Consider the following 21,382-nt stretch of genomic DNA (forward strand, 5'->3'; position numbering starts at 1 on the left):
TCACTCAACCATATCAATCGAAAGATCAGCATGTCGAACGCAAAAGTTGTCCTTGTCACTGGCGTGTCTTCTGGTATCGGCCGCGCTGCGGCGTGCGAATTCGTCGCGCTTGGTTGCCAGGTATTCGGTACTGTCCGCAATCTGACATCTGCGCACGCCATCCCTGGCGTCACGCTAATCGAAATGGACATTCGTAACGAGGCTGCCATTGAGCAGGGTGTGGTACAGCTTGTCAGCCAAGCTGGCCGGATCGATGTACTAGTGAACAGCGCTGGCCTAACGCTACTTGGCGCGGCGGAAGAGACTTCGATGGTGGAGGCCCAGCAGCTCTTCGATACCAATCTCTTCGGCGTCCTGCGCATGGTCAAGGCAGTACTTCCCTACATGCGCAGCCAGCGTTCCGGCCGCATCGTCAATATCAGTTCGGTGCTGGGATTCTTGCCGGCGCCATACATGGCGCTTTACTCGGCATCCAAGCATGCGGTAGAAGGCTTCTCAGAGACGCTGGATCATGAGGTGCGCCAGTTTGGTATCCGCGTCAGCCTGGTGGAGCCATCCTTTACCAAGACCAATCTCGATGCGAATGCACCTCAGACGGCGGAGCGGATTGCCGAGTACGGCAAGGAGTTCCAGATGGTCTCCCAAGCCATCCGGAAGAATGTGCAACAGGCTCCCGATCCCATCGGTGTGGCGCGCACGATCACCGCAGCCGCACTGGGTGCGTGGCGGATGAGGCATACGCCCAAGGGCGAGGCCTCGCTGTTGGCCAAGTTGCGCCGTTTCATGCCTGCAGGGCCGGTCGAGAAAGGTTTGCGAAAGACATTCGGTCTTGCTTGATCTATCGATTTCCAGAGGGACCTGGCTCGTTGCCAGGTTCATTCTGCTATCTGATCTTCTAGCTGGCTGGGAATAGCGTCGAAATTCTGACGGGATGGCGCCGCAAACGGCCCCGGGGACGCAGGCGCGCGCCAGCGTCCCCGGGCTTCACTGCGCATCACTGGCGTCACTGGTAAGTGGTCGCGATCTTCTGCGGCAGCGGCACGTTGAGCCATTTCTTGACGATGGCATTGAGTTCGCCGCTCTTCTTGGCGGCGGTGATGGTCCCGTTGACCTTGGCCAGCAGGGCCGGTTCGCCCTTGTTCAGGCCGACGCTGCAGCTCGATTCATGGATGATGTACTTGAGCACCGGCTTGTTGTTGGGCGCCTTCTCGCCCAGCGCATAGGCGACGAAGTCGCCGGTGCCCACCAGTTGCACCTGGCCCGAGACGTAGGCCGAGATCATGGCATTGTTGTCTTCATAGCGCTTGATGGTGGCGCTCTTGGGCGCGGTCTCGGTCAACTGGATGTCCTGGAAGGTGCCGCGAGCCACGCCCACGGTCTTGCCTGCCAGGTCGGCGGCGTTGGCGACCTGGACGGCAGCCACGCCGAACACGCTGTTGTTGTAGGGCGCATAGGCTTGCGAGAAGTCGATCACCTTTTCGCGCTCGGCGCTCTTGCCCAGGGTGGAAATGACCAGGTCGGCCTTGTGCGTCTGCAGGTAGGCGATGCGGTTGGCGCTGGCCACCGGCACCAGTTGCACTTTGACCCCCATCTTTTGTGCGATCAGCCTGGCGACGTCGATGTCCAGGCCCTGCAATTGCAGGTCGGCGTTGACCGAGCCGAACGGCGCAAAGTCCTGCGGCACGCCGATGCGCACCACGCCGGCTTTCTGGATGTCGGCCAGGGCGTCGGCGCGGGCCTGTGCGGCGGTTGCGGACAACAGTCCGAAGGCGATTGCCAGCACCGGTTTGAGGGATTTCATTACGTTGGTCTCCTTGAAGTTATGCATGCCGGGCAGGCTGCGCGGGCTTGCCCCATGGGTCCTGTGTCCGGAAGCGGATGGCCGCCGCGTTGGGCTGCATTGGCCGCAGCGGCCGCGGACGATAATACGCCTTATTCGGGCGTCGGGCACGCCGCGCGCATGCGCTTGCCGGGATGCATTTTTGCGATGGCGCATCGCAAAAAACAGGCGGATTCGGTATCCTAGGGCCAGTCCTATCGGGACGGTTGCGGATGATGGCAGTCGTCTTGAGATGATATTTCCATCCTGACAATCAACGAAGGCGATCAAAGAATGTCGACCTATATCGAGCCCCATACATTTCGTGAACTGCAGGATTCGGAAGTATTGCCCGCGCCGTCCGGCGTGCGGCTCAATATCATGCAGATGTGCCAGCAAGAGGACATATCGCTGCCCGAACTGGTAGCGCAAGTGCAGGGCGACCCGGTGCTGGCCGGGCGCCTGATCCAGATCGCCAACATCCCCAATGTCAACAAAGGGCGCATGGTGGCGTCGGTCAACATCGAACTGCTGCTGCTGATCGGCCTGCACGCCGTGCGCCAGATGGCGCTGGCGATTTCGCTGACGGAGTCGGCGCGCCGCGGCGATTGCAAGGAATTCGACTACGACGCCTTCTGGAGCCGTTCCACGGCGATGGCATGCGCCGGCCAGGCGCTGAGCGAAATGCTGCAGGTGGCGCCGCCGGCGGAGATGTTCACCAACGGCCTGTTGGCCGGCATCGGCCGTCTCGGCCTGGCCTCGGCGCGTCCCAAACGCTATGGCGAAGTGCTGCATGCCAAGCCGCAAGGGCAGCAATTGCTGGAACAGGAGCGGGCGGCTTTCGGCTTCGACCACCTCGACCTGGCGGCGGCGATGATGGAGGACTGGCATTTCCCCAAGCTGTTTTGCACCGCCGTCCTGCATCATGAAAATCCCGGGGCCTCGGGGTTGGATGAAGGCGATCGCCAGCAAATGCTGGCGCGCGTACTGGAACTGGCCGGCTGCGTGGCCGATGTCTGCGTGTCCGACGCCGCGACCCGCAGCCGCTTGCTGCCCCGGCTGCTGCAGCTGGCCGCAGGCTTCTCGCTGCCGCTGTCGAGCGTGGAATACATCTGCTCAAGGGTTTCGTGGGATTGGAGCGACTGGGGCAAGCTGCTCAAGATTCCAACCCAGGTGCTTCCCGAGATCGGCGCCGAGATCGCCGCAGCGGCGCAACCGCCGGCCTGACTCCTGTGGACATCGGCTCGCAAATGGCGGCATGCCGTTCGCGACTTGTCGGAAGATTCGTTGGAAATTGGCACAATTCCCGATTTTGTATTTGAAGCGTCAGCCTTGGGTGCTAGTATGGCGCCGGCCTGGAGGTGGATGCCGGCCGCCGTTCGCCGCAGCTTGCGATACCGGCGCCACTCGTCATCCCGGATGGTCGGCTCGCATTGAATGGCGGCCGCCGCTTGCGCTCCCGCGCATGTCACATCGTCCACTTCCGGCCCGGAATGCGGTCAGCCAGATGCCTGCGGCATCGTGTCCCATCCCTCCAAGAAACCGCGGCGCTTGCCGTCATCAATAACCAAAATAGCGTAGCGGGGAAATGCCATCGGCACCCCGCCTGTCTTGCCGGCTGCAGCGCGTGCGTTGCGGGGGAGCCGGGGGCATCCTGCCATGGATCGCCCGTTACGCTCATTGCTTTATGAACAGGTGGTTTATGAAAAAAATCCTGTGCGCCTCCTGGCTGCTCTGCGTAACGATGAATCAGGCCTTTGCCGCCCACCCGCTGGTCACCGACGACGCCGGCGTGCAAGGCGAGGGCCGCCACCAGATCGAGGTCAACACCGACTGGAGCCGCCAGGCAGGCGACGCCGGCCATGTCGGCGCGTTCACCTATACCTATGGCGTGACCGACAAGCTGGACTTGTTCGCCAACCTGCCGCTGACCTTCCAATCGCCCGGCGGCACCGGAGTGGGCGACTACTCGCTCGGCGCCAAGTGGCGCTACTACGACCGGGACGGCCTGGCGCTGGCGTTCAAGCCGGAACTGTTCCTGCCCAGCGGCAATGAGGAAAAAAGCCTGGGCAACGGCAAGAGCGGCCTGGGACTGACCGCAATCGCGTCCTACGAGCTTGGCCCCTGGACCCTGCACGGCAATGCCGGCCTGAATTACAACCGCTATCAACTCGACAGCGACGATCACGACAAGCGCAAGCTGGTATGGCGCACTTCGGCAGCGGTCTGGTATGCGCTCGACGAACAGTGGCGGCTGGTGGCCGACACCGGCGTCGCGCAGAACGCCGAACGCGCCCGGCGCACCTGGCCGGCGTATGGCCTGGTGGGCCTGATCTGGTCGCCCAACGATACGGTCGACCTCGACATCGGCGCCAAATTCGGCCTGAACAAGGCGGAAGTCACGCGCCAGTTCGGCCTCGGCGTGACCCTGCATTTCTGATCGCCGCCGGCCGGCTGTGCGGTGCAACATGCGATCGTCTGGAAAGCGCCGCCAAATCTGCTATCTTTGACCCTGGCACAGGGCCAAGCTTAAGGAGACGACATATGGATCTGGTAGAAAAATTCGATGCCAAAGGCAAGACCGGCGCGCCTTACCACGTAGAGGTGTACCAAATCCAGCTGGACGAAGCGGGCACCTCCGCCGCAGCCGGCCAGCGCACCTACCAGCTGACCGACGGACGGGCGCTGGATCCTTTGTCGAATGAGAAGTTCAGGATCGTTCAAACGGGAGAGAAGATCTACCGCGTCTGACCCCTTACTACTGGAACTGCTGGAAATGGAAAAAGCCGGCGCCGCGAGGCGGCCGGCTTTTTCTTTGGCGGCGTCCGGGACGAGCGGGGATCAAGCTGGCGCATGTCCTGCGCCAGCCCGGCGGCGGCTCAAGTCGATCAAGGCATCGCCCAGCGACTCGGGCCGTCCTTCGAACAGGCGCTGCAGGTACTGCGGATCGGCCAGGTAGCGGCATAGCGCATCGCGTTCGCCGAAATCAGTGGCCATCCTCACCGCCGCCAGGATGTAATCGTCCAGCGTGGCGGCGATCGTCCAGCCGGGCAAGCCGACGCGGCGGAACAGGCCTTCGTCGATATGCTCGAACACCTCCGGCCCGGTCTTGCATACACCCGGCAAGCCGACCGTGAAGGCATCGATGATGCCGTTGGTATTGCCGAAGGGGAATGGCGAGAGGAACATGTCGCACTGGTTGAAGATGGACAGGTATTCCTGGTAAGGCTGGTGCGGATACACGCTGGCGCCGGGCACATAACGCAGGATCAGCCGTTGCAGCTGCGGGTACAGCAGGCCTTGCGCCTGGCCGATCAGGAAGTGGAAACGCACCTGTTTCGGCGCTTGCCCGCCGGGCGGCTGCAGCGCCAGTTCGGCGATCTTCTGGCACGCCATCAGGAAGCGCGGATTGAGCTTCATCGTGGTGGCGGCGATGGCGATGTTGACGTAAGGCTTGTCGGTGCGCTCCAGCCTGGGCAGGTTGACGGGAATCGCCGAGGGGCGGTAGGGCTGGCCGTCGGCCGGCAGGCGCAGCAGCTTTTCGCTGAAGCAGGCCGGGTCGCCGACGAAGTCGTCTTCCACGCTGATGTAGTCGATGCGCCTGGAGTGCGTGGTCGCCGGGTGGCCCAGGGCGGCCACCTGCAAGGGCGCCACGCGCAGGTTGGCGGCGAACATGGTGATCGGGAACATGCCCACGCTGGGCATGTACAGCACCCGCGGCCGGCGTTCGGCAGCCAGCGCGCGCAACTGGGCCAGGCAGGACAGCATGTCGCCGGGTTTCTCGAAGGCGACGAATTCATCGAACACCGCGCGCCCCAGCGCGTCGGTATTGGCCTCATAGCCGATGGCCACCACATGGAAGTGGCGGCGCGCCGCTTCCAGCGTCTTGGAATGGGTGCGGTAGATCGAATGGCCGCCGGAAAACCACTCCAGCAACACCAGCAGTACCGGCTTCCCGGCAGCGCCGGTCGATGCGCCGGCATTGTCACCTTCGTCGAAGTTGTCGATATCGCCGATGCCGGCCTCGCGCAGCTTCTTTTCGATCAGCACGTTGATGGCGCCCTTGATGCGGTGGCGCTGCGGCAGGTCGGCGTAGCTGCAATGCATGTAGACATCGTGCAGCACGGCGATGGGCAGGCCGTCCAGGCTGTCCAGTTCCTGCAGGCGCTCGGGCAGCCAGCCGAGCAGGGCTTCGCGCTTGGAATGCGCCGCCGGCGTGCCGAGAAAGCGCGGCGACAGCAGCGCCATGAACAAGGCCGCGGCCAGCGGCTTGTTCTGGCGCCACAGCATGTCCGCATCCAGCGGCAGTTCCGACTCCGGCGAATACAGGATGCAGAATTTCACCAGGTCCAGCGGCTTGACCTGGAAGTCCTTGGCATCCGGCCCGCCCAGGTTGAGCGAGCGCAGGATGTGGTCGCAATTGATGAAAGGGCTGGCGCCGAACAGCGAGGACAGCCAGCGCTGGAAATTGATCAACTGCCCGAAACCGTCCGGGCTGATATGGAAGCTGGGGTCCGAGAACAGCGCCGAGATCGCGCTCGTGATCCGCGTGAGCACATGCTGCTCCAGCGCCGCGGCCGGCACCGCCGGCGAGACCGACAACGAGAAATTGCTGGCCAGCTTGCCGTAGTTGCGATCGATCAGCACCAGCAGGCGCACCAGCTCACGCGCGGCCGGTTCCTGCTGGCGCGAGTAGCAGAGGTATTCGAATTTTTCCAGCGAAAAAACGTCATCGGTGTTGGCCGTCATCGGATCATCCAAAGAATAAAAAAGGACGCACCCGGCATTGTGCCGCCGAAGTGCGTCCGCCGCCAGCGCCACAGCCAGGCGTCAAATCTTCCTTTTGTCTTTTATTGGCCCAGCTTGTAGAACGCCTGGTCCAGTTTCTGCGAGGCCGCGGCCAGCTTGTCGCGCTGGCCCTTCAGCCACAGTTCGTCCTGCGCCAGGCGCGCGCGCTCGGCGCCCAGCATGCGCTCGACTTCGGCGCGTTGCGGGCCGCCCAGGCCGCGGCTGGACTCGATCATGTTCTGCGCCGTCAGCGCCTGGCGGAAACGCTCTTGCGTCAACGGGAACTGCGCATGGTCGAAATCGAAGGCCTTGAGCGCATCGCCGTAGATCTTCTGCACCTGGTCGAACGGGATGTCGGCCGGCTTGATCTTGTTGGTGCGGCCATAGGTCACGAGATCCGAGGCGAAGTGGTGGCCGACGCGGAACGGCACATCCGAATCGCGCTGCAGGATGTCGGCCAGCTCGGTGGTGGTCGAGTAATCGGCATCCACCTCGGCCAGCGCGCGCGCCTTGTCGATCACCAGGTTGCTCATCAGGTCGGCCAGCTTGCCGAAGGAGTTGGCGGTCAGGTCCAGCGTCTTTTCCACCTGGTCGCGCTTGTAGTCGGGCATGCCGGGCGTGACGTTATGCGCTTCGACCTGGAAGGTCATGGCGCCGCCGACCACTTCGCTGGCCTGCAGGCGCAGCACGTTCAGGCCGTAAGGGTTGCGTTTCTGCGGCATGATGCTGGAGGTGCCGGTCAGGCGGCCTTCGCGGATCATGATCCAGGGGTAAGGGTTGTGGTACTGGGTATGCATGTCCTGCACCAGGATGCCCATGGTCAGCGCGGCATTGCTGCAGATGCCGACCAGTTCCACGCCCATGTCCAGCGCGCCCAGCTGGGCGGCGTCATAAGAGTTTTCGACCGGGCCGTCGAAACCCAGCAGCTCGGCCAGCCGGTTGCGGTCGACCGGGAAACTGGAAGTACCCAGCGCGGCCGATCCCAACGGGTTCAGGTTCAGCCGCGCATAGGCTTCCTTGACGCGCGTGGCATCGCGCCCGAAAGCGGCCGCGAAGGCCAGCAGGTAGTGCGCGTAAGTGGTCGGCTGCGCCTGCACGCCGTTGGTGTAGGCGGGCACGATGGTATCCAGGTTGTCCGCGGCCAGCTTGAGGAACACCGCCTTGGACTTGTTCATCTGCTCCATCAGGTTCAGCACGCGCTCGCGCTGCATCAGGCGCCGCGTGGTGGACAGGATGTCCTGGCGGCTGCGGCCGGAATGCATGCGCGAACCGTCCGGGCCGGCGTAGGCCAGGATCAGCGGCTCATATTGCAGGTAGTCGGCGGGACGCTTGGCGCCGGGCTGGTCGCCATCCCTGATCACCTGGTCGACGGCCTTGACGATCTTCTTGCCCAGCGCCGGCGGCACGATCTTGTTCTCGATCGTCATCACCGTCGAGGCCTTGTTCATTTCTCCCAGAAAGTAAAAGTAATCGTGCGGGCCGCCGCTGGCCTTGTCGGCGGCCAGGGCCGGCACCAGCGCCAGGGCGGCGAGGCTCAGTACAGCCAGCTGGCGCAGCTTGCCAGGGGTACGGGTCTGGATTGGGCGCAAATCATTGGTTTTCATTGTCTTGGCTCTCTGTGGGTGACTCGGAAGGGGAAAGGTTGTTGCCGGAGCGCTGGCCGGCGTCTGACGGATTGAGTTGCGCCAGGTCGATGCTGACCCGGTCGCCCTCGTTGCCGATCGGCGTCATGCGCATGGCCGCGGGCGGCGGGGCGATCCAGCCGTTGTTGAGCTGGTTGCTCTGCAGGAAGCCGGTGGCCGATGCGGTGCCGGTATCGGTCAGGATGTTGCTGGCGATGCCGTCCAGGTTGCGCACTACGACGCCTTTGCCGATGGCGGCGATGGTGGTGATGTCGCCCGACTGGCCTATCGGCTTGCCATTGGCGGCACGGGCAGTAATGGACAGGATGCCATCGGTCACGCGCAGCGTGTTGGTGCCGCCGCTGAAACGCAGGCCATAGGCGCCATTGCTGGCGGCGCTGATGTTCATGTTGCCGCTGCCGCCGGTGGCGATGGTATTGAAGCCGTTGCTGCCGGAGCCGACGAAGGAGATGCCTTCGCCCGAGCCGTTGCCGGTTCCCGACAAGCTGATATTGCCGCTGCCCGACAGGATGGACACGCCATTGGCCGCCGCAGACGAAGCCGAGCGGATCAGGATGCCTGCGACGGAAGAGCCGGCGCCGCTGGTTCCGGTCAGCGCGATGTCGCCACTTACCGTGGCGATGGTGTTGGCGCTGGCGTTGCCGGACGGATAGAGGCTGATGCCGCCGCCATAGGCCGAGCTGCCGTTGAGCGCCACCGAACCGCTGCCGGTGGCGCGGATCGTGTTGACGCCGGTCTGCATGCCGATGCCGTTGCCATAGCCGCTGCTGCCGGTGATGGAAAGTTTGCCGTTCTCCACGCTGACGGTAGCGTTGCCGTTGCCATAGAAGGCCACGCCATTGCCCTGGTCGGCGGCGTTGCCGATGAGCGTGACGTTGCCGCTGCCGGTGGTGCCGATCACGTTGGTGACGGCCAGGATGGCGATGCCGTGGTCCAGTTCGGGAACATTGGGCGAATGAAAATTGCCGTTGAGCGTGATGTTGCCGCCCTGCGAGGTGATGCGGTTGGCCGAGGCGGTGCCGTTGCCGCCCAAGGCAATTGCATCCGAGGTGCCGACCGAATCGCCGGTCAGCGTGATATTGCCCGATACGGTGGCAACGTTCACCCCGAGCGAGCCGCCGGTCGAATTGAAGAAGATGCCGTAGCCGCCGAAGCTGTTGGTGCTGTTGCCGTTGATGACGATGTCGCCACTGGTGGTGGCCAGGTTGATGGAGGCGTTGGCGCCGGAAGGGGCGATATCCACGCCGCGCCCCGAGGCGCTGGTGCCGTCCAGGCGCAACTGGCCGCTGCCGGCGCCGAGGTTGATGGCGGCATATTGGCCGCCGGCATCCAGCGAGAGGGCCTTGAAGGAGCCGCTGGTCGTGTTGACCTGCGTATTGCTGGACGTCAGCGTGACGTTGCCGGCGGTGCTGAGGACGTTGATCTGCGCGCCCGGCGCCGAGGCGGTGCCGTTGCCGGAAGCGATCAGCGCCAGGGACGGCGTGGTGCCGCCGGCACTGTTGCCGGTGATGGCGATGTTGCCGTCGGTGGCCAGGCTGATCGACGATGCCGCGCCGCTCGAATTGAGCAGGGTGCCATAGCTGCCGCCGCTATTGCCGGTGACGGAAATATTGCCGCCGGCAGAACGGATGCTGATATTGGAGCTGGCGCCGGAAGAGGCGATATCGACCCCGCGGCTGACGCTGCTGTTGCCGGTGATGGCGATATTGCCGCCGGCGGTGGCCGCCAGCGCCACCGCGCCGTTGCCCGATGCGGCCAGATAGACCCCGCGGCCGCTGCCGGAAAAGCCGTTGCCGTTGCCCTGGATGGTCAGGTTGCCGCTGCCCACGCTGATGTTTTGCGAAGAGGCGACGGCCGTGGAGCAGACCAGTACGCCATAGCCGGAAGTGGCATTGCCGCTGATGCTCACGTTGCCCGAGCCGGTGACGGCGATCGTGTTGCCGGTGCTGAAGATGCGGGTGGCGTTGCCGCTGCCCAGGTTGGTGCTGTCGATGCTGATCGAGCCGGCGCCGCTGGTGACGATCTTGCCGCCGCCGGTCAGCACAAAGGCTTCGCCCGTGCCGCTGGCGCTGGCCTGCAAGGCGACGATGGTGATGTTGCCGCCGCCGGCATCGAGGGTGCTGCCGGAGATTTGGGTGGCGTTGGCGGTGGCGCCGGCCGCCAGCGACGATGAGGTCGCCCCCCGGATGGTCATGCTGCCGCCGTTGGTGCTGATGTTGCTGCCGTTGGTGATGGCTACGCCGGCGCCATTGGAGACATTGGTGCTGGCATAGGAGCTGCCGGGCGAGACCGCGCCGCTGATGGTCAGGTTGCCGCCGTTGGTGGCGATGCTGGCGTTGTTGAGCGATACCGAACCGTTGCCGCTGTTGTTGAAGTTGGAATACAGCGAGACGTTGAGCGACTTGCCATCCGCGTTGGCGATACTGGTATTGGTCATCACGATGTTGCGGTGCGCCTGCAGCGTCAGCGTGGCATTGCCGACCGCCTTCACGTTATCCAGCACGTTGATGTCGCCGGACGTGCCGCCGGCCGACGTGGTGCAGACCAGGATATTGGCGCCTTCGCTCAGCGAGGCGTTGAGCGTGGCCGAACTCAGGTTGGAACTGGCCGAACCGGATGAGGTGAACGGGCTGGTGCCGGTGGCGCCGCCGGCATTGGCGGCGCTGGTGATATTGATGTTGTACGGGTCCAGCAGCCAGGTGCCGCCCTGGCCGGACGCCGCCGACAGGTTCACCGCGCCGAATACGTCGAGGTAGTGGCCCGAGGTTTCCACCAGCCCGCCGGCGCCGGTGCTGCCGCCCCCGGCCACGCTGATGTCGCCGTAGAAGCGGGTGCTGCCGGTCGACCACAGGATGACCTTGCCGCCGTTGCCCGAGGCGTGCGCGCTGGCGTCGATGGAGGCGTTGGCGTCCATGTAGGTGGAGGTGGCCTGGAACACGCCGTTGCCGCCCTGGTAATCGCCGCCGGCCAGCACGGTGCCGCCGCCGGCGTTGCCGGAGGCGTCGATGCGGCTGCCGTCGAACATGCCGACGTATTGGCCGAGCAGCTTCACCGTGCCGCCGGTCTGGCCGGCATCGCGCCCGGAGACATCGATCGCGCCGCCGTTGGCGACCACGCCGCTGTTGCCGCCGTCCAGCACCACCACGCCGTTGCGCTGCTGCAGGCTGGTGGCTTCGATGATGCCGCTGTTGTTGACCACTTCGGCCATCAGGGCATTGCCGGCGTGCGCCGTCATCAGCACGGTGCCGCCGCGGGCCTGCAACAGGCCGGCGTTGGATACGCTGGCGTTGACGGTGGCGTTATTGACCTCCATGTTGATCAGGCCGTCGCCATTGAAGTCGAGCGTGATCTTTTCGCCCGCGCCCAGCACCACCGAGCCGAGCCGTGCGGCGATGGCGCCTTCGTTGCGCACCTGCGCGCCCAGCAGCGCCACATAGCCGCCGTCGGCGGCCGTGATGCTGCCGAGGTTGACCACCGCGCCGCTGCCGCCATCCAGCTCGAACACATTCTTGCCGGCCATGAAGTTGGCGTCGGAGATGTTGAGCGCGCTGGCCACCAGCCCGCCCACATTGACCGAAGCGCCGGCCCCGAACAGCACGCCGGACGGATTGACCAGGTAGACCTGCCCGTTGGCGTTGAGTGCGCCCATGATCTGCGAGGCATCGCTGGACAGCACGCGGTTGAGCGCCACCGACGACGAAGCGGGCTGCTTGAAGTTGACGGTGGCGGCGCTGCCGATGTTGAAGGTATTCCAGTTGGTCACCATGCGGTCGCTGTTTTGCGTCACCGTCATGGTATTGCCCGCGGTCGCGATGGCGCCGCTGCCGGCGACGATCTGGCCATTGCCGGGCAGGGCCCCGGCATCGAGCGCCTGGGCCGACAGCGGGGCCAGGCCGAAGCAGGCGCACAGCGCCGCATGCGCGATCGGGGACAGGGCCGGCAGGCGCGGGGCCGCACGGCGCGCGCGGTGGAACGTGGAAGAAGTGTTCATCGCGTCTCCTCAAAAGGTGTAATTGATGCCCAGGCCGATGGCGCGGATGGTGGTGCCCACGCCCGAGGACAGGCCGCTGGCGCCGAGCACGCCCGCCACCGCATAGTTGTAGTTGGCCAGCGCGTTGTTCCGGAGCACCGTGTACTGCCCGAAGATGCGGGTCTGCCGGCTCCAGGCGTAGGAGAAGCCGTAGGCCTGCTGGCTGGCACCCATGCCGTCGGTGGAGCACTTCACGTTGTTGCCCGAGATCATGCTGCATTCGCCGGGCAGGGCGCGCCCGGCGTTGGCCAGCAGCGTCCAGGCCCCGATCTTGTGCGACAGGCCCAGCATGTAGGCGCGGCGGCGATAGTTGGACAGGTCGGTCGAGGTGGTGCTGGTGTTGATGACGCCGTATTCGGAGTAGGAGAGGTCGTCTGCGATCAGCGATACCTTGGTGGCGCCGAAGTCGTAGCCCAGGCCGTAGCGCAGGCTGAAGTCGGAAGACGAGGTGCCGGCGGTGACCGCGGTATTGCTGCCTACGCCGCGCGCATTGCGGCCCAGGCTGGCGATGCCGAAGTAATTGATGTGCTGTTCGGCGGCGACGATGGCGGTGAGCCCGCCATATTCCCAGCTCAGGCTGCCGCTGTACATGTAGCCGGTATTGACGTCGGCAGCGGCTTTCATGCTGTTGTCCGAGAAAGCCAGCTTGGCTTGCAAGCCATTCCACTTGGGCGTCCAGTAGGCAAACATGCCGGCCTGGCGGCGGTTGAAGGCGGCGTCGTCGTTGTTGGACGAGGAGGCGGTGCCGACCGGCCCCGAGTTCTTGGTGATGCTGGTGACAAAGCCCGGCGAACCGATCAGGTTGTAGTGCGCGGCGCTGGTGCGGCCCTGGAAAGGATCGAGCGAGGTCATGCTCTCCTTCATCGGGGTATCCCAGTTGCCGTACATCAGGGTACCGTAGGCCGGATTGTTGAGCGCTACCCCGGTATTGCGCATGTCTTGCGAGTGGCTCCAGTCGGGCACCGACGGATCGCTGCGGTTGGTGTAGTTCAGGGACAGGCCCAGTTCCAGCTGCCACAGGAATTTCCATTGCTGGTACAACTCGATGCCGCTATGCGCGCCGATGTAGGAGACATTGTCGCGCGCGCGCCAGAAGCTGTTCATGTTGCGGCCGTTGGGCGTGGCCAGCCTGCTCTGGTCGGCTGGCGCCTGCGGCGTGGCGCCGTAGCGGTTCACGTATTCGGGGATCAGGCCCAGCGAGCCGTACAGGACGAATGCGGTTTCCGGCTCTTCGAAATCCTCGCCCTTGCTTCTCAGGTCGCTGGCCAGTCCGGCGAAAGCCTGCGGCGATCCCGATACCGAGACCCATACGCGGCGCGCATTGCGCTGCTCGGTGGCCGGGTCGACGCCGGGCGACACCGCGAAGGCGGCATTCATCACGATATCCTTGTGGTACAGGTTCAGGCCCATGCCATAGCCCGAGCGCGAGAGGCGGTTGGGGCTGTTGTCCCACGGCGTCTTGTTGACGGTGACGCGACCGGCGTCGCCGAACAGCACGCCTTCGGCCACCGCGCCGCCGATCATGCCCAGCCGCTTGCGCAGTTCCAGCCGGGCCAGCACGCCTTGGTCGCCGGCCGCTTCGCCCACCGGATAGGCGCGCACGCCGTTGGGGCCGCCCAGGCTCATCTTTTCCGAGGCATCCAGGTTCTTGTCGGCCCATTGCGCCGACACCGAACCCAGCAGCGCATAGCCGTTGCCCAGTTGCTGCAGGCGCGAGAAGCCGAGGTTGACCTTCTTGTAGTTGCCGGCCGCCCTGGAGGTGATGGCATCCAGCGCGGCGTCGTTGGGCGTTTCCTTGTCCAGCGCACCGCGCCCGGCGCGGATGCTCCACAGGTTGCTGCCGCCGCCCAGGAAATTGTCGCGCCAGTCGCCCGCAAGGCTGGCGCTCCAGAAATTGGAAGACTTGTCGACCACGGTGGCCGAGGTGATGTCCTGGAAGTGGCGGTATTCGGCCGCCAGCCCGAGGTTGATGTTGGCGTTGCGGCTGCGCAGCAGCGAGCTGTTGAGGAAGAAGGTCGAGACCTTGGCCGAACCGCTGGCTTGCGCATCCTTGAGGTTCTTGCCGACGTTGTATTGCAGCTCGGCGAAATTGGCGCCGATGGAAACGCCGGTGGCGCCGATCGGCATCGCATAGCCCAGGCCGGCGATGCGCAGCCCTTCAAACGAGTTCTGGGTATTCAACGTAAAGCTCTCGCCCAGGCCCAGGGCATCGTTCAGGCCCAGCGTGGCGGACAGCCGGTTGGCGCCGGTGTAGTAGTTGCCGTAGTTGTCGAAGGCGGCGCGCGCGGTCCAGGCGGTGGTCTCGGAGAGCATCAATACGATGTCGGCCGCGCCGGCCTGGGCGGAAGGGCGCAAGACTGCGCGCACCGACACGCCATTGATGTCGGACAGGCGCAGCAGCACGCGCTCCAGATCGGCTTCGCGGATCACGCTGCCGGGCGTCAAGGCATCGATGAAGTGCTGCAGGGTGTCGCGTCCCAGCCGCGTGTGCGGGTCGGTTTGCGCGCTGACGGCGCCGATCACGCCTTCGCGCACGCCGATCTGGACCACGCCGCCGGCAATTTCCTGCGCCGGCAGGTAGGCGCGCGCCACCGGATAACCCTCGGCGCGGTACAGCGCGGTAATGCGGGCGGCAGCTTCGCGCAGGCCGCGAAAATCCAGCTCCTGGCCGACCAGGCCGGCCAGTTCGGCCTGCAGCCGGGCGTCGGGCAGTGACTGGTTGCCGGAGAGCCTGAATCCGGCCACATGCACGCGCATATCGCCGGCCGGCGCCTGGGTTTCATCGCCCGGTTCGCTTTCCTTCTCGATGCGCACGCGCGATTGCGGCATGGCTGGAGCGCGTTCCACCGGCGACAGCTGGGGGCGGTTGGCTTCGAACATGCTGCCGGCGGAGGGCGGGGCGCTTTGCGCCAGCGCCGCCGTCGGCATGAATTGGATGATGGGAGCCGCCGCCATCAGCGTGAACATGCGCCGCGCCAGCAAATGCCGGGCGGATCCGGAAAAACGGATCTTTTTCATGGTGTCTCGATTTATAGTTGCCTCAACCGGTCTGGTTTTTATTGGACGTGGACCGGTCCCTCCTCGTGGAGCGCTGTTGCGCTCCGGCCTTGCCTGCTATTGCCGGACGCTTCCTTGGCGTCCGGTCGGTTGTGCCATCACTGCTGCGGGAAAATCCTGCGCACCGTGTCTTCCGAGCGGAACAGCTTGTCGGCCTCGTGGGCCGCGCCCTTGACCTGGAATTCGGGATGCTTCACCGGGATCTGCCATTGGTCCGACAGGAAGCGCTCGTAGCGCACGAAATTAAGCTGGCGCTCGACCCGTGTCGCACCCTGCATCGCGGCGCCGCAGGCCTTGTCGAGATAGCGATGGTTGGGATTGTCGTCGCGCGCGCCGACCATGTAGGTGATGTTGCGGCCCGCATAGCGGCGGAACAGTTGTTCGCCGTCCAGGTTCTGGCGCTTGAGGTAGTCCGGCGCATTCCCGATGCCGTAGCGGTAATTGTCATAGCCTGGGCAGATGATCGACTTCGGCAGGGAAAATCCGTCGCCGTCGGGCCGGCTGGCCTCGAAATAGAGGTAGGACGAGGGGCTGGAGATCACATAGCGCACCGCGATCCCGGCCTGCTGCAGCGGACCGTCGAGTTCGTTCACCACCGCATAGCGCTGCATCAGCTGGGCGCCGGCGGAGTGGCCGATCATCACGATCTCCTTAAGGTCGGGAAAGCGCTGGCGGTCGGCCAGGTAATGCACGATGTCGTCCAGGGCCTGGAAGGAGGTCACGCCATCGACCCCGCGCTCGGAGGCTTCGCCTTGCATCCAGGTCCTGCCGCTCCACAGCGGCATGGCCGATGAGGAGCCCCGGTCGGCCTGGACCATGAAATTGGGCGCGACCAGCAGGGTGTCGGCGGCGCTGAATTGCGCCGTTTTCAGCAGGTGCAGCCCGATCTGGAAGTAGTCGTCCGCATTGCGCTTGACGCCATGCACGAACACCACCGCCCGGACGACATGGGACGGCAACTGCTGCAGGTTATAGTTGGCGTAGACGGCGAAGGAATAGGGCTGGCCGGCGCCGATCCGGATGACCTGGGGGGCGCCGTCGATGGCGTCCGTCCCGGCGGCGCGGGCATGCAGCATCGGCAGCATGAGGGCGAGAATGGCAAAGACTAGGGCGGCGATGCCGGGCGCGAAACAGGCGAAATTTTCCAGCCGGCGCGCCAGTTTGCTGCGCACTTTCACCGTGTATTCAGGCTCGTCAGGTCGGTCAAGCCGTTTAAGCCATTTAAGCGCCAGTGTCTTGCCCTTACCGGAGTGTCTTTGTGCCGCCATATTCCTGAGCCTGCCGTCGTCGGTTGCGTGAGATGGGCAGGATGTGGGCGGCAGGAAGGCGTGCTACTGGGCGTCTCCCTCCGCATGCAGGCATCCTGCTGCGAATTGTTGTTGTCGTTGCGACGGATTATAGGAGCGCGTTTTCACTATGTAAAATATCTTGAATGCCATAGCAGGATACTTTAAAAGTATTAAAAAATGCCGGAAATTATTCTAGAATCTTTCGAGAAAAACCTCTTAACCTGATGAATTGAAATGATTTTTAATGAATTCCTGCGCTATTGAAACATGCCGGCAAGTAGGAGCGGGAAAGAATGGGAAGAATGGGAAGAATGAAAAAAGAGCCGCAATTTGCATTGCGGCTCTTTTCATTTGCACTGGCGCTGCGCATCGTCACGTCACATCACGTTACACGAGGCGCGGCACGCATTCACATCGGTGTGGAATCAGATCGCTTCCAGCGCCTTGTTGAATGTTTCGCTCGGACGCATGACGGCGAAGGTCTTGGCGCGATCCGGCATGTAGTAGCCGCCGATGTCGACCTGCTTGCCTTGCACGCCGTTGAGTTCGGCCACGATCTTCTGCTCGTTCTCGGCCAGGGTCTTGGCCAGCGGCGCGAAGTGCTTGGCCAGTTCGGCGTCGTCCTTCTGCGCGGCCAGTTCCTGGGCCCAGTACAGGGACAGGTAGAAGTGGCTGCCGCGGTTGTCCAGCTCGCCGGTCTTGGGCGAGGGCGACTTGTTGTTGTCCAGCAGCTTGCCGGTGGCGGCGTCCAGCGTCTTGGCCAGGATCTTGGCGCGGGCGTTGCCGGTCTTGATGCCGACATCTTCGATGGACACGGCCAGCGCCAGGAATTCACCCAGCGAGTCCCAGCGCAGGTGGTTTTCGCCGACCAGTTGCTGCACGTGCTTGGGGGCCGAACCGCCGGCGCCGGTTTCGAACATGCCGCCGCCGGCCATCAGCGGGACGATCGACAGCATCTTGGCCGAGGTGCCCAGTTCCATGATCGGGAACAGGTCGGTCAGGTAGTCGCGCAGGATGTTGCCGGTCACCGAGATGGTGTCCATGCCGCGGATCACGCGTTCCAGGGTGTAACGCATGGCGCGCACTTGCGACATGATCTGGATGTCCAGGCCGTTGGTGTCGTGTTCCTTCAGGTAGGTGCGCACCTTCTTGATCAGTTCGGCTTCGTGCGGGCGGTACGGGTCCAGCCAGAACACGGCCGGCATGCCCGACAGGCGCGCGCGGGTAACCGCCAGCTTGACCCAGTCGCGCACCGCAGCGTCCTTGACCTGGCACATGCGCCAGATATCGCCGGCTTCGACGTTTTCTTCCAGCAGCACTTCGCCGTCCAGGGTGACGATGCGCGCCACGCCGTCCTGGGCGATTTCGAAGGTCTTGTCGTGCGAACCGTATTCCTCGGCCTTCTGGGCCATCAGGCCGACGTTGGGCACGGTGCCCATGGTGGTCGGGTCGAAGGCGCCGTTGGTCTTGCAGAAGTTGATGATTTCCTGGTAGATGCGGGCGAAGGTCGACTCAGGCAGCAGGGCCTTGGTGTCTTCGGTCTTGCCTTCGGCGTTCCACATCTTGCCGCCGGCGCGGATCATGGCAGGCATGGAAGCGTCGACGATCACGTCGTTGGGGGCGTGCAGGTTGGTGATGCCCTTGGCGGAGTCGACCATGGCCAGGCGCGGGCGCTTGGCTTCGTCGGCCTTCAGGTCGGCCAGCACTTCGGCCTTCTTGGCTTCAGGCAAGGTGTTGATCTTCTCGTAGACGCCCGACATGCCGTTGTTCGGGTTCACGCCGATCTCGGCAAACAGCTTGGCGTGCTTTTCGAAGGTGTTCTTGTAGTAGGTGCGCACGGCGTGGCCGAACACGATCGGGTGCGAGACCTTCATCATGGTCGCCTTGACGTGCACCGACAGCAGCAGGTCGGTCTCGAAGGCGTCCTGCATCTGCTCTTCGTAGTACTTGCACAGCGCCTTCTTGCTCATGAACATGCTGTCGATGATCTCGCCGGCCTGCAGCGAAACCTTCGGTTTCAGGACGATGGTTTCGCCGGACTTGGTGACCAGGTCCATCTTGACGTCCACCGCGCGGTCCATGGTCATGCTCTTTTCGCCGGCGTAGAAGTCGCCGCCGTGCATGTGCGCCACGTGGGTGCGCGAAGCCATGCTCCACTTGGACATCGAATGCGGATGCTTGCGGGCGTAGTTCTTGACGGCGTTGGGCGCGCGGCGGTCGGAATTGCCTTCGCGCAGGACCGGGTTCACGGCGCTGCCAGAAACCTTGGCGTAACGCTTCTGGATCGCCTTTTCTTCGTCGGTGGTCGGGTTTTCCGGATAGTCGGGGAGTTTGTAGCCGCGGCCCTGCAGTTCGCGGATGGCGGCCTGCAGCTGCAGGATAGAGGCGCTGATGTTGGGCAGCTTGATGATGTTGGCTTCCGGCTTCTGGGTCAGTGCGCCCAGTTCGCCCAGCGTATCGGGCACTTTCTGCTCATCGGTCAGGAACTCGGAGAATTCCGCCAGGATACGCGCTGCCACCGAGATGTCGCTCTCGACGACGTCAATACCGGCTTGCGCAGTGAACTTCTTGACGATAGGCAGAAGCGAGTGGGTCGCCAGATAGGGGGCCTCGTCGGTCAGCGTATAGATGATGGTCGGGTTACCTGTAGTCACGATGATGTCCTTGCTGTTGGTGTGTTGATGTGCTGTGCTGCATGTGCCGTCCCGTCGTCGGCAGGCGGATGCATCGTGTGCTTGTGGCTGAGGCATCCGCATGCCCTTGGCTGGATCGGCAATCTCCTGCCGGCGAACCGTCATTTCCATCGGGAAACGGTTTCCCCCAGCAGCCTCTCGTCTTTCCCTCAGATGCCGCGGCAAAAAACAGACGGTAGTTTACTCCTAAGCGAGCCGAAATGCTTCAACTCTTATATAAGACTTGCAGAATTTTTGCATGGATGTCGAGGCGAATGTTGTCGCAATGTCATCAAGGCCAAAAAAAGGGCCGCAGATGCGGCCCGATTCAATCTTCAATAGTGACTTGCAGGGTTGGCTCAGGCCGGCACCGCTTTGCCCGGCGCCTGCTTGCCCTGGTTGCGGTAGAGGACGAAGGTGGCGATCAGGCCGCACACGGCCGCCGCGCTCATCCAGATGCCGGGCGCGGCCTTGTCGCCGGTGTACTGGATCAGGCCGGTGGCGATGGCCGGGGTGAAACCGCCGAACAAGGCCGTGGCCAGGCTATAGGCCAGCGAGAAGCCGACCGTGCGCACCTCGACCGGCATCACTTCGGTCAGCGCCACCACCATCGCGCCGTTGTAGCTGGCGTAGAGGAAGGACAGCCACAGCTCGACGATCAGCATCTTGCCGAAGGTGGCGTCATGCACCAGCCAGTTCACGGCCGGGTAGGCGGTCAGGATGGTCAGCACGGTAAAGGCCACCAGGATGGGGCGGCGACCGATGCGATCCGACAGGGCGCCCATGATCGGCAGCCAGATGAAGTTGGACAGGCCCACGCACAAAGTCACGATCAGGCTGGCCTCGGTCGACAGCTTCAGCACGCTCTTGCCGAAGGTCGGCGTATACACGGTGATCAGGTAGAACGAGACAGTGGTCATCGAGACCAGCATCATGCCGGCGATCACCAGTTTCCAGTTCTCAAGCATCGAACGGAAGATCTGGCCGGTGGTGGGACGGTGCTTGCGGCGCAGGAACTCTTCGGTTTCCTGCAGCGAGCGGCGGATCACAAACAGCACCGGCACGATCAGGCAGCCGATGAAGAAGGGAATGCGCCAGCCCCATTCGCCCACTTGCGCCGGCGTCAGGGTGGTCGACAGCAGGTAGCCGATGGCGGCGGCCACGATGATGGCGACCTGCTGGCTGCCGGACTGCCAGCTGACATAGAAGCCCTTGTTGCCCGGAGTGGCCATCTCGGCCAGGTAAACCGACACCCCGCCCAGTTCCACGCCGGCGGAGAAGCCCTGCAGCAGGCGCCCGATCAGCACCAGAATTGGCGCCAGCGCGCCGATGGCGGCGTAACCGGGGACGAAGGCGATCAGCATGGTGCCTAGCGCCATGAGCGCCAGTGTCACGATCAAGCCCTGGCGGCGGCCGACGCGGTCGACGTAGGCGCCCAGGATGATGGCGCCCAGCGGACGCATCAGGAAACCGGCGCCGAAGGTCATGAAGGTCAGCATCAGCGAGGCGAACTCGTTATCGCTGGGGAAAAACGCTTTCGAGATGTGGGTCGCGTAGAAGCCGAACAGGAAGAAATCGAACATTTCCATGAAATTGCCGCTGGTCACGCGCAGCACCGTGGAAAGCTTCGAGTGCGAAGATGTGGATGTACTCATGATGTGTGCCTCAATTGTGTGTTTGGCGGACCGTGTATCCGGTCTTGTGCCTGTCTCGGCCGGAGTGGAACCGGTTGTAGTCAGGATCTTTTTAGGTATGTCAGCTATTGCGCCGCCGATTCTATCCCCGAAAACCGGCGCGTGGATGGTACGGCCGGGGCTGCCATGCAGATTTCGGTTTTTTCGATGGCTGGATGAAAGGTTCGGGGGCGGAAAAGGGCCAGGAAAGGGCCTGATGCCGTTCAGTTAAGCCTTCCATCTGCAACTCGTCATCCCGGCGAAGGCCGGGATCCAGTGTCTTTCGTTGCGCCTCAATGGCCGTTGAATGACGAATGACGCGACGCTGGACCCTGACCTTCGTCAGGGCGACGGGGAAATTTCGGCTTAACTGGACGGCATGACGGGAAAGGGCCACTTTCCGCCACCATC

General features: G+C 63.7%; 12 protein-coding genes. 4 read left to right on the forward strand and 8 right to left on the reverse strand.

Features of this window, described 5'->3' with window-relative positions:
• Window positions 1–30: 30 nt before the first annotated feature.
• Window positions 31–837, forward strand: coding sequence for an oxidoreductase (locus tag FB597_RS17865; RefSeq protein ID WP_141915090.1), 807 nt, complete (start codon window positions 31–33; stop codon window positions 835–837).
• 166 nt (window positions 838–1,003) lie between these two features.
• Here the strand turns inward: FB597_RS17865 and FB597_RS17870 are convergent, their stop codons facing one another.
• Window positions 1,004–1,801: a transporter substrate-binding domain-containing protein gene (locus FB597_RS17870; protein WP_141915088.1), complete on the reverse strand. Its 798-nt coding sequence runs from the start codon at window positions 1,799–1,801 to the stop codon at window positions 1,004–1,006.
• A gap of 312 nt (window positions 1,802–2,113) precedes the next feature.
• Between FB597_RS17870 and FB597_RS17875 the strand changes: the two genes are divergently transcribed.
• The 3 genes from FB597_RS17875 to FB597_RS17885 all read left to right on the forward strand — a co-directional run bounded on the left by FB597_RS17875 (window position 2,114) and on the right by FB597_RS17885 (window position 4,570).
• A complete protein-coding gene (locus tag FB597_RS17875; RefSeq protein WP_144770271.1) occupies window positions 2,114–3,046 on the forward strand; it encodes an HDOD domain-containing protein in 933 nt (310 codons plus the stop codon).
• Between the two features lie 475 nt (window positions 3,047–3,521).
• Window positions 3,522–4,259 (forward strand): transporter, encoded by a 738-nt coding sequence (locus FB597_RS17880; RefSeq protein WP_141915084.1) that lies wholly within the window; start codon window positions 3,522–3,524, stop codon window positions 4,257–4,259.
• 104 nt (window positions 4,260–4,363) lie between these two features.
• Entirely contained in the window at window positions 4,364–4,570 is a 207-nt protein-coding gene (locus FB597_RS17885) for a hypothetical protein (protein WP_141915082.1), read from the forward strand.
• A gap of 90 nt (window positions 4,571–4,660) precedes the next feature.
• Here the strand turns inward: FB597_RS17885 and FB597_RS17890 are convergent, their stop codons facing one another.
• The 7 genes from FB597_RS17890 to FB597_RS17920 all read right to left on the reverse strand — a co-directional run bounded on the left by FB597_RS17890 (window position 4,661) and on the right by FB597_RS17920 (window position 20,953).
• Window positions 4,661–6,568 carry a peptide transporter gene (locus FB597_RS17890; protein WP_141915080.1) on the reverse strand — a complete coding sequence of 636 codons (1,908 nt, stop codon included), beginning with the start codon at window positions 6,566–6,568 and terminating at the stop codon, window positions 4,661–4,663.
• A 101-nt stretch (window positions 6,569–6,669) separates the two neighbouring features.
• On the reverse strand, window positions 6,670–8,211 hold the full coding sequence (locus tag FB597_RS17895) for an argininosuccinate lyase (protein ID WP_141915078.1): 1,542 nt from the start codon (window positions 8,209–8,211) through the stop codon (window positions 6,670–6,672).
• Window positions 8,198–12,241 (reverse strand): filamentous hemagglutinin N-terminal domain-containing protein, encoded by a 4,044-nt coding sequence (locus FB597_RS17900; RefSeq protein WP_141915075.1) that lies wholly within the window; start codon window positions 12,239–12,241, stop codon window positions 8,198–8,200. The genes FB597_RS17895 and FB597_RS17900 overlap by 14 nt, the downstream gene beginning before the upstream one ends.
• 9 nt (window positions 12,242–12,250) lie before the next feature.
• The gene (locus FB597_RS17905) at window positions 12,251–15,298 is read right to left on the reverse strand and encodes a ShlB/FhaC/HecB family hemolysin secretion/activation protein (RefSeq protein ID WP_144770272.1); all 3,048 of its coding nucleotides are present in this window, start codon (window positions 15,296–15,298) and stop codon (window positions 12,251–12,253) included.
• 137 nt (window positions 15,299–15,435) lie between these two features.
• Window positions 15,436–16,515: a hypothetical protein gene (locus FB597_RS17910; protein ID WP_255517209.1), complete on the reverse strand. Its 1,080-nt coding sequence runs from the start codon at window positions 16,513–16,515 to the stop codon at window positions 15,436–15,438.
• Between the two features lie 536 nt (window positions 16,516–17,051).
• Window positions 17,052–19,280: an NADP-dependent isocitrate dehydrogenase gene (locus FB597_RS17915; RefSeq protein WP_144770273.1), complete on the reverse strand. Its 2,229-nt coding sequence runs from the start codon at window positions 19,278–19,280 to the stop codon at window positions 17,052–17,054.
• Window positions 19,281–19,657: 377 nt separating this feature from the next.
• Window positions 19,658–20,953 (reverse strand): MFS transporter, encoded by a 1,296-nt coding sequence (locus FB597_RS17920; RefSeq protein ID WP_141915067.1) that lies wholly within the window; start codon window positions 20,951–20,953, stop codon window positions 19,658–19,660.
• Window positions 20,954–21,382: the final 429 nt, after the last annotated feature.

This window comes from Herbaspirillum sp. SJZ099 (assembly GCF_007828355.1).
Classification (GTDB): Bacteria; Pseudomonadota; Gammaproteobacteria; order Burkholderiales; family Burkholderiaceae_D; genus Herbaspirillum.

Excerpts from the sequence above, each read along its gene's own strand:
- FB597_RS17865 (WP_141915090.1), top strand. The coding sequence starts at position 31 with ATGTCGAACGCAAAAGTTGTCCTTGTCACTGGCGTGTCTTCTGGTATC.
- FB597_RS17870 (WP_141915088.1), bottom strand. The coding sequence starts at position 1,801 with ATGAAATCCCTCAAACCGGTGCTGGCAATCGCCTTCGGACTGTTGTCC.
- FB597_RS17875 (WP_144770271.1), top strand. The coding sequence starts at position 2,114 with ATGTCGACCTATATCGAGCCCCATACATTTCGTGAACTGCAGGATTCG.
- FB597_RS17880 (WP_141915084.1), top strand. The coding sequence starts at position 3,522 with ATGAAAAAAATCCTGTGCGCCTCCTGGCTGCTCTGCGTAACGATGAAT.
- FB597_RS17885 (WP_141915082.1), top strand. The coding sequence starts at position 4,364 with ATGGATCTGGTAGAAAAATTCGATGCCAAAGGCAAGACCGGCGCGCCT.
- FB597_RS17890 (WP_141915080.1), bottom strand. The coding sequence starts at position 6,568 with ATGACGGCCAACACCGATGACGTTTTTTCGCTGGAAAAATTCGAATAC.
- FB597_RS17895 (WP_141915078.1), bottom strand. The coding sequence starts at position 8,211 with ATGAAAACCAATGATTTGCGCCCAATCCAGACCCGTACCCCTGGCAAG.
- FB597_RS17900 (WP_141915075.1), bottom strand. The coding sequence starts at position 12,241 with ATGAACACTTCTTCCACGTTCCACCGCGCGCGCCGTGCGGCCCCGCGC.
- FB597_RS17905 (WP_144770272.1), bottom strand. The coding sequence starts at position 15,298 with ATGAAAAAGATCCGTTTTTCCGGATCCGCCCGGCATTTGCTGGCGCGG.
- FB597_RS17920 (WP_141915067.1), bottom strand. The coding sequence starts at position 20,953 with ATGAGTACATCCACATCTTCGCACTCGAAGCTTTCCACGGTGCTGCGC.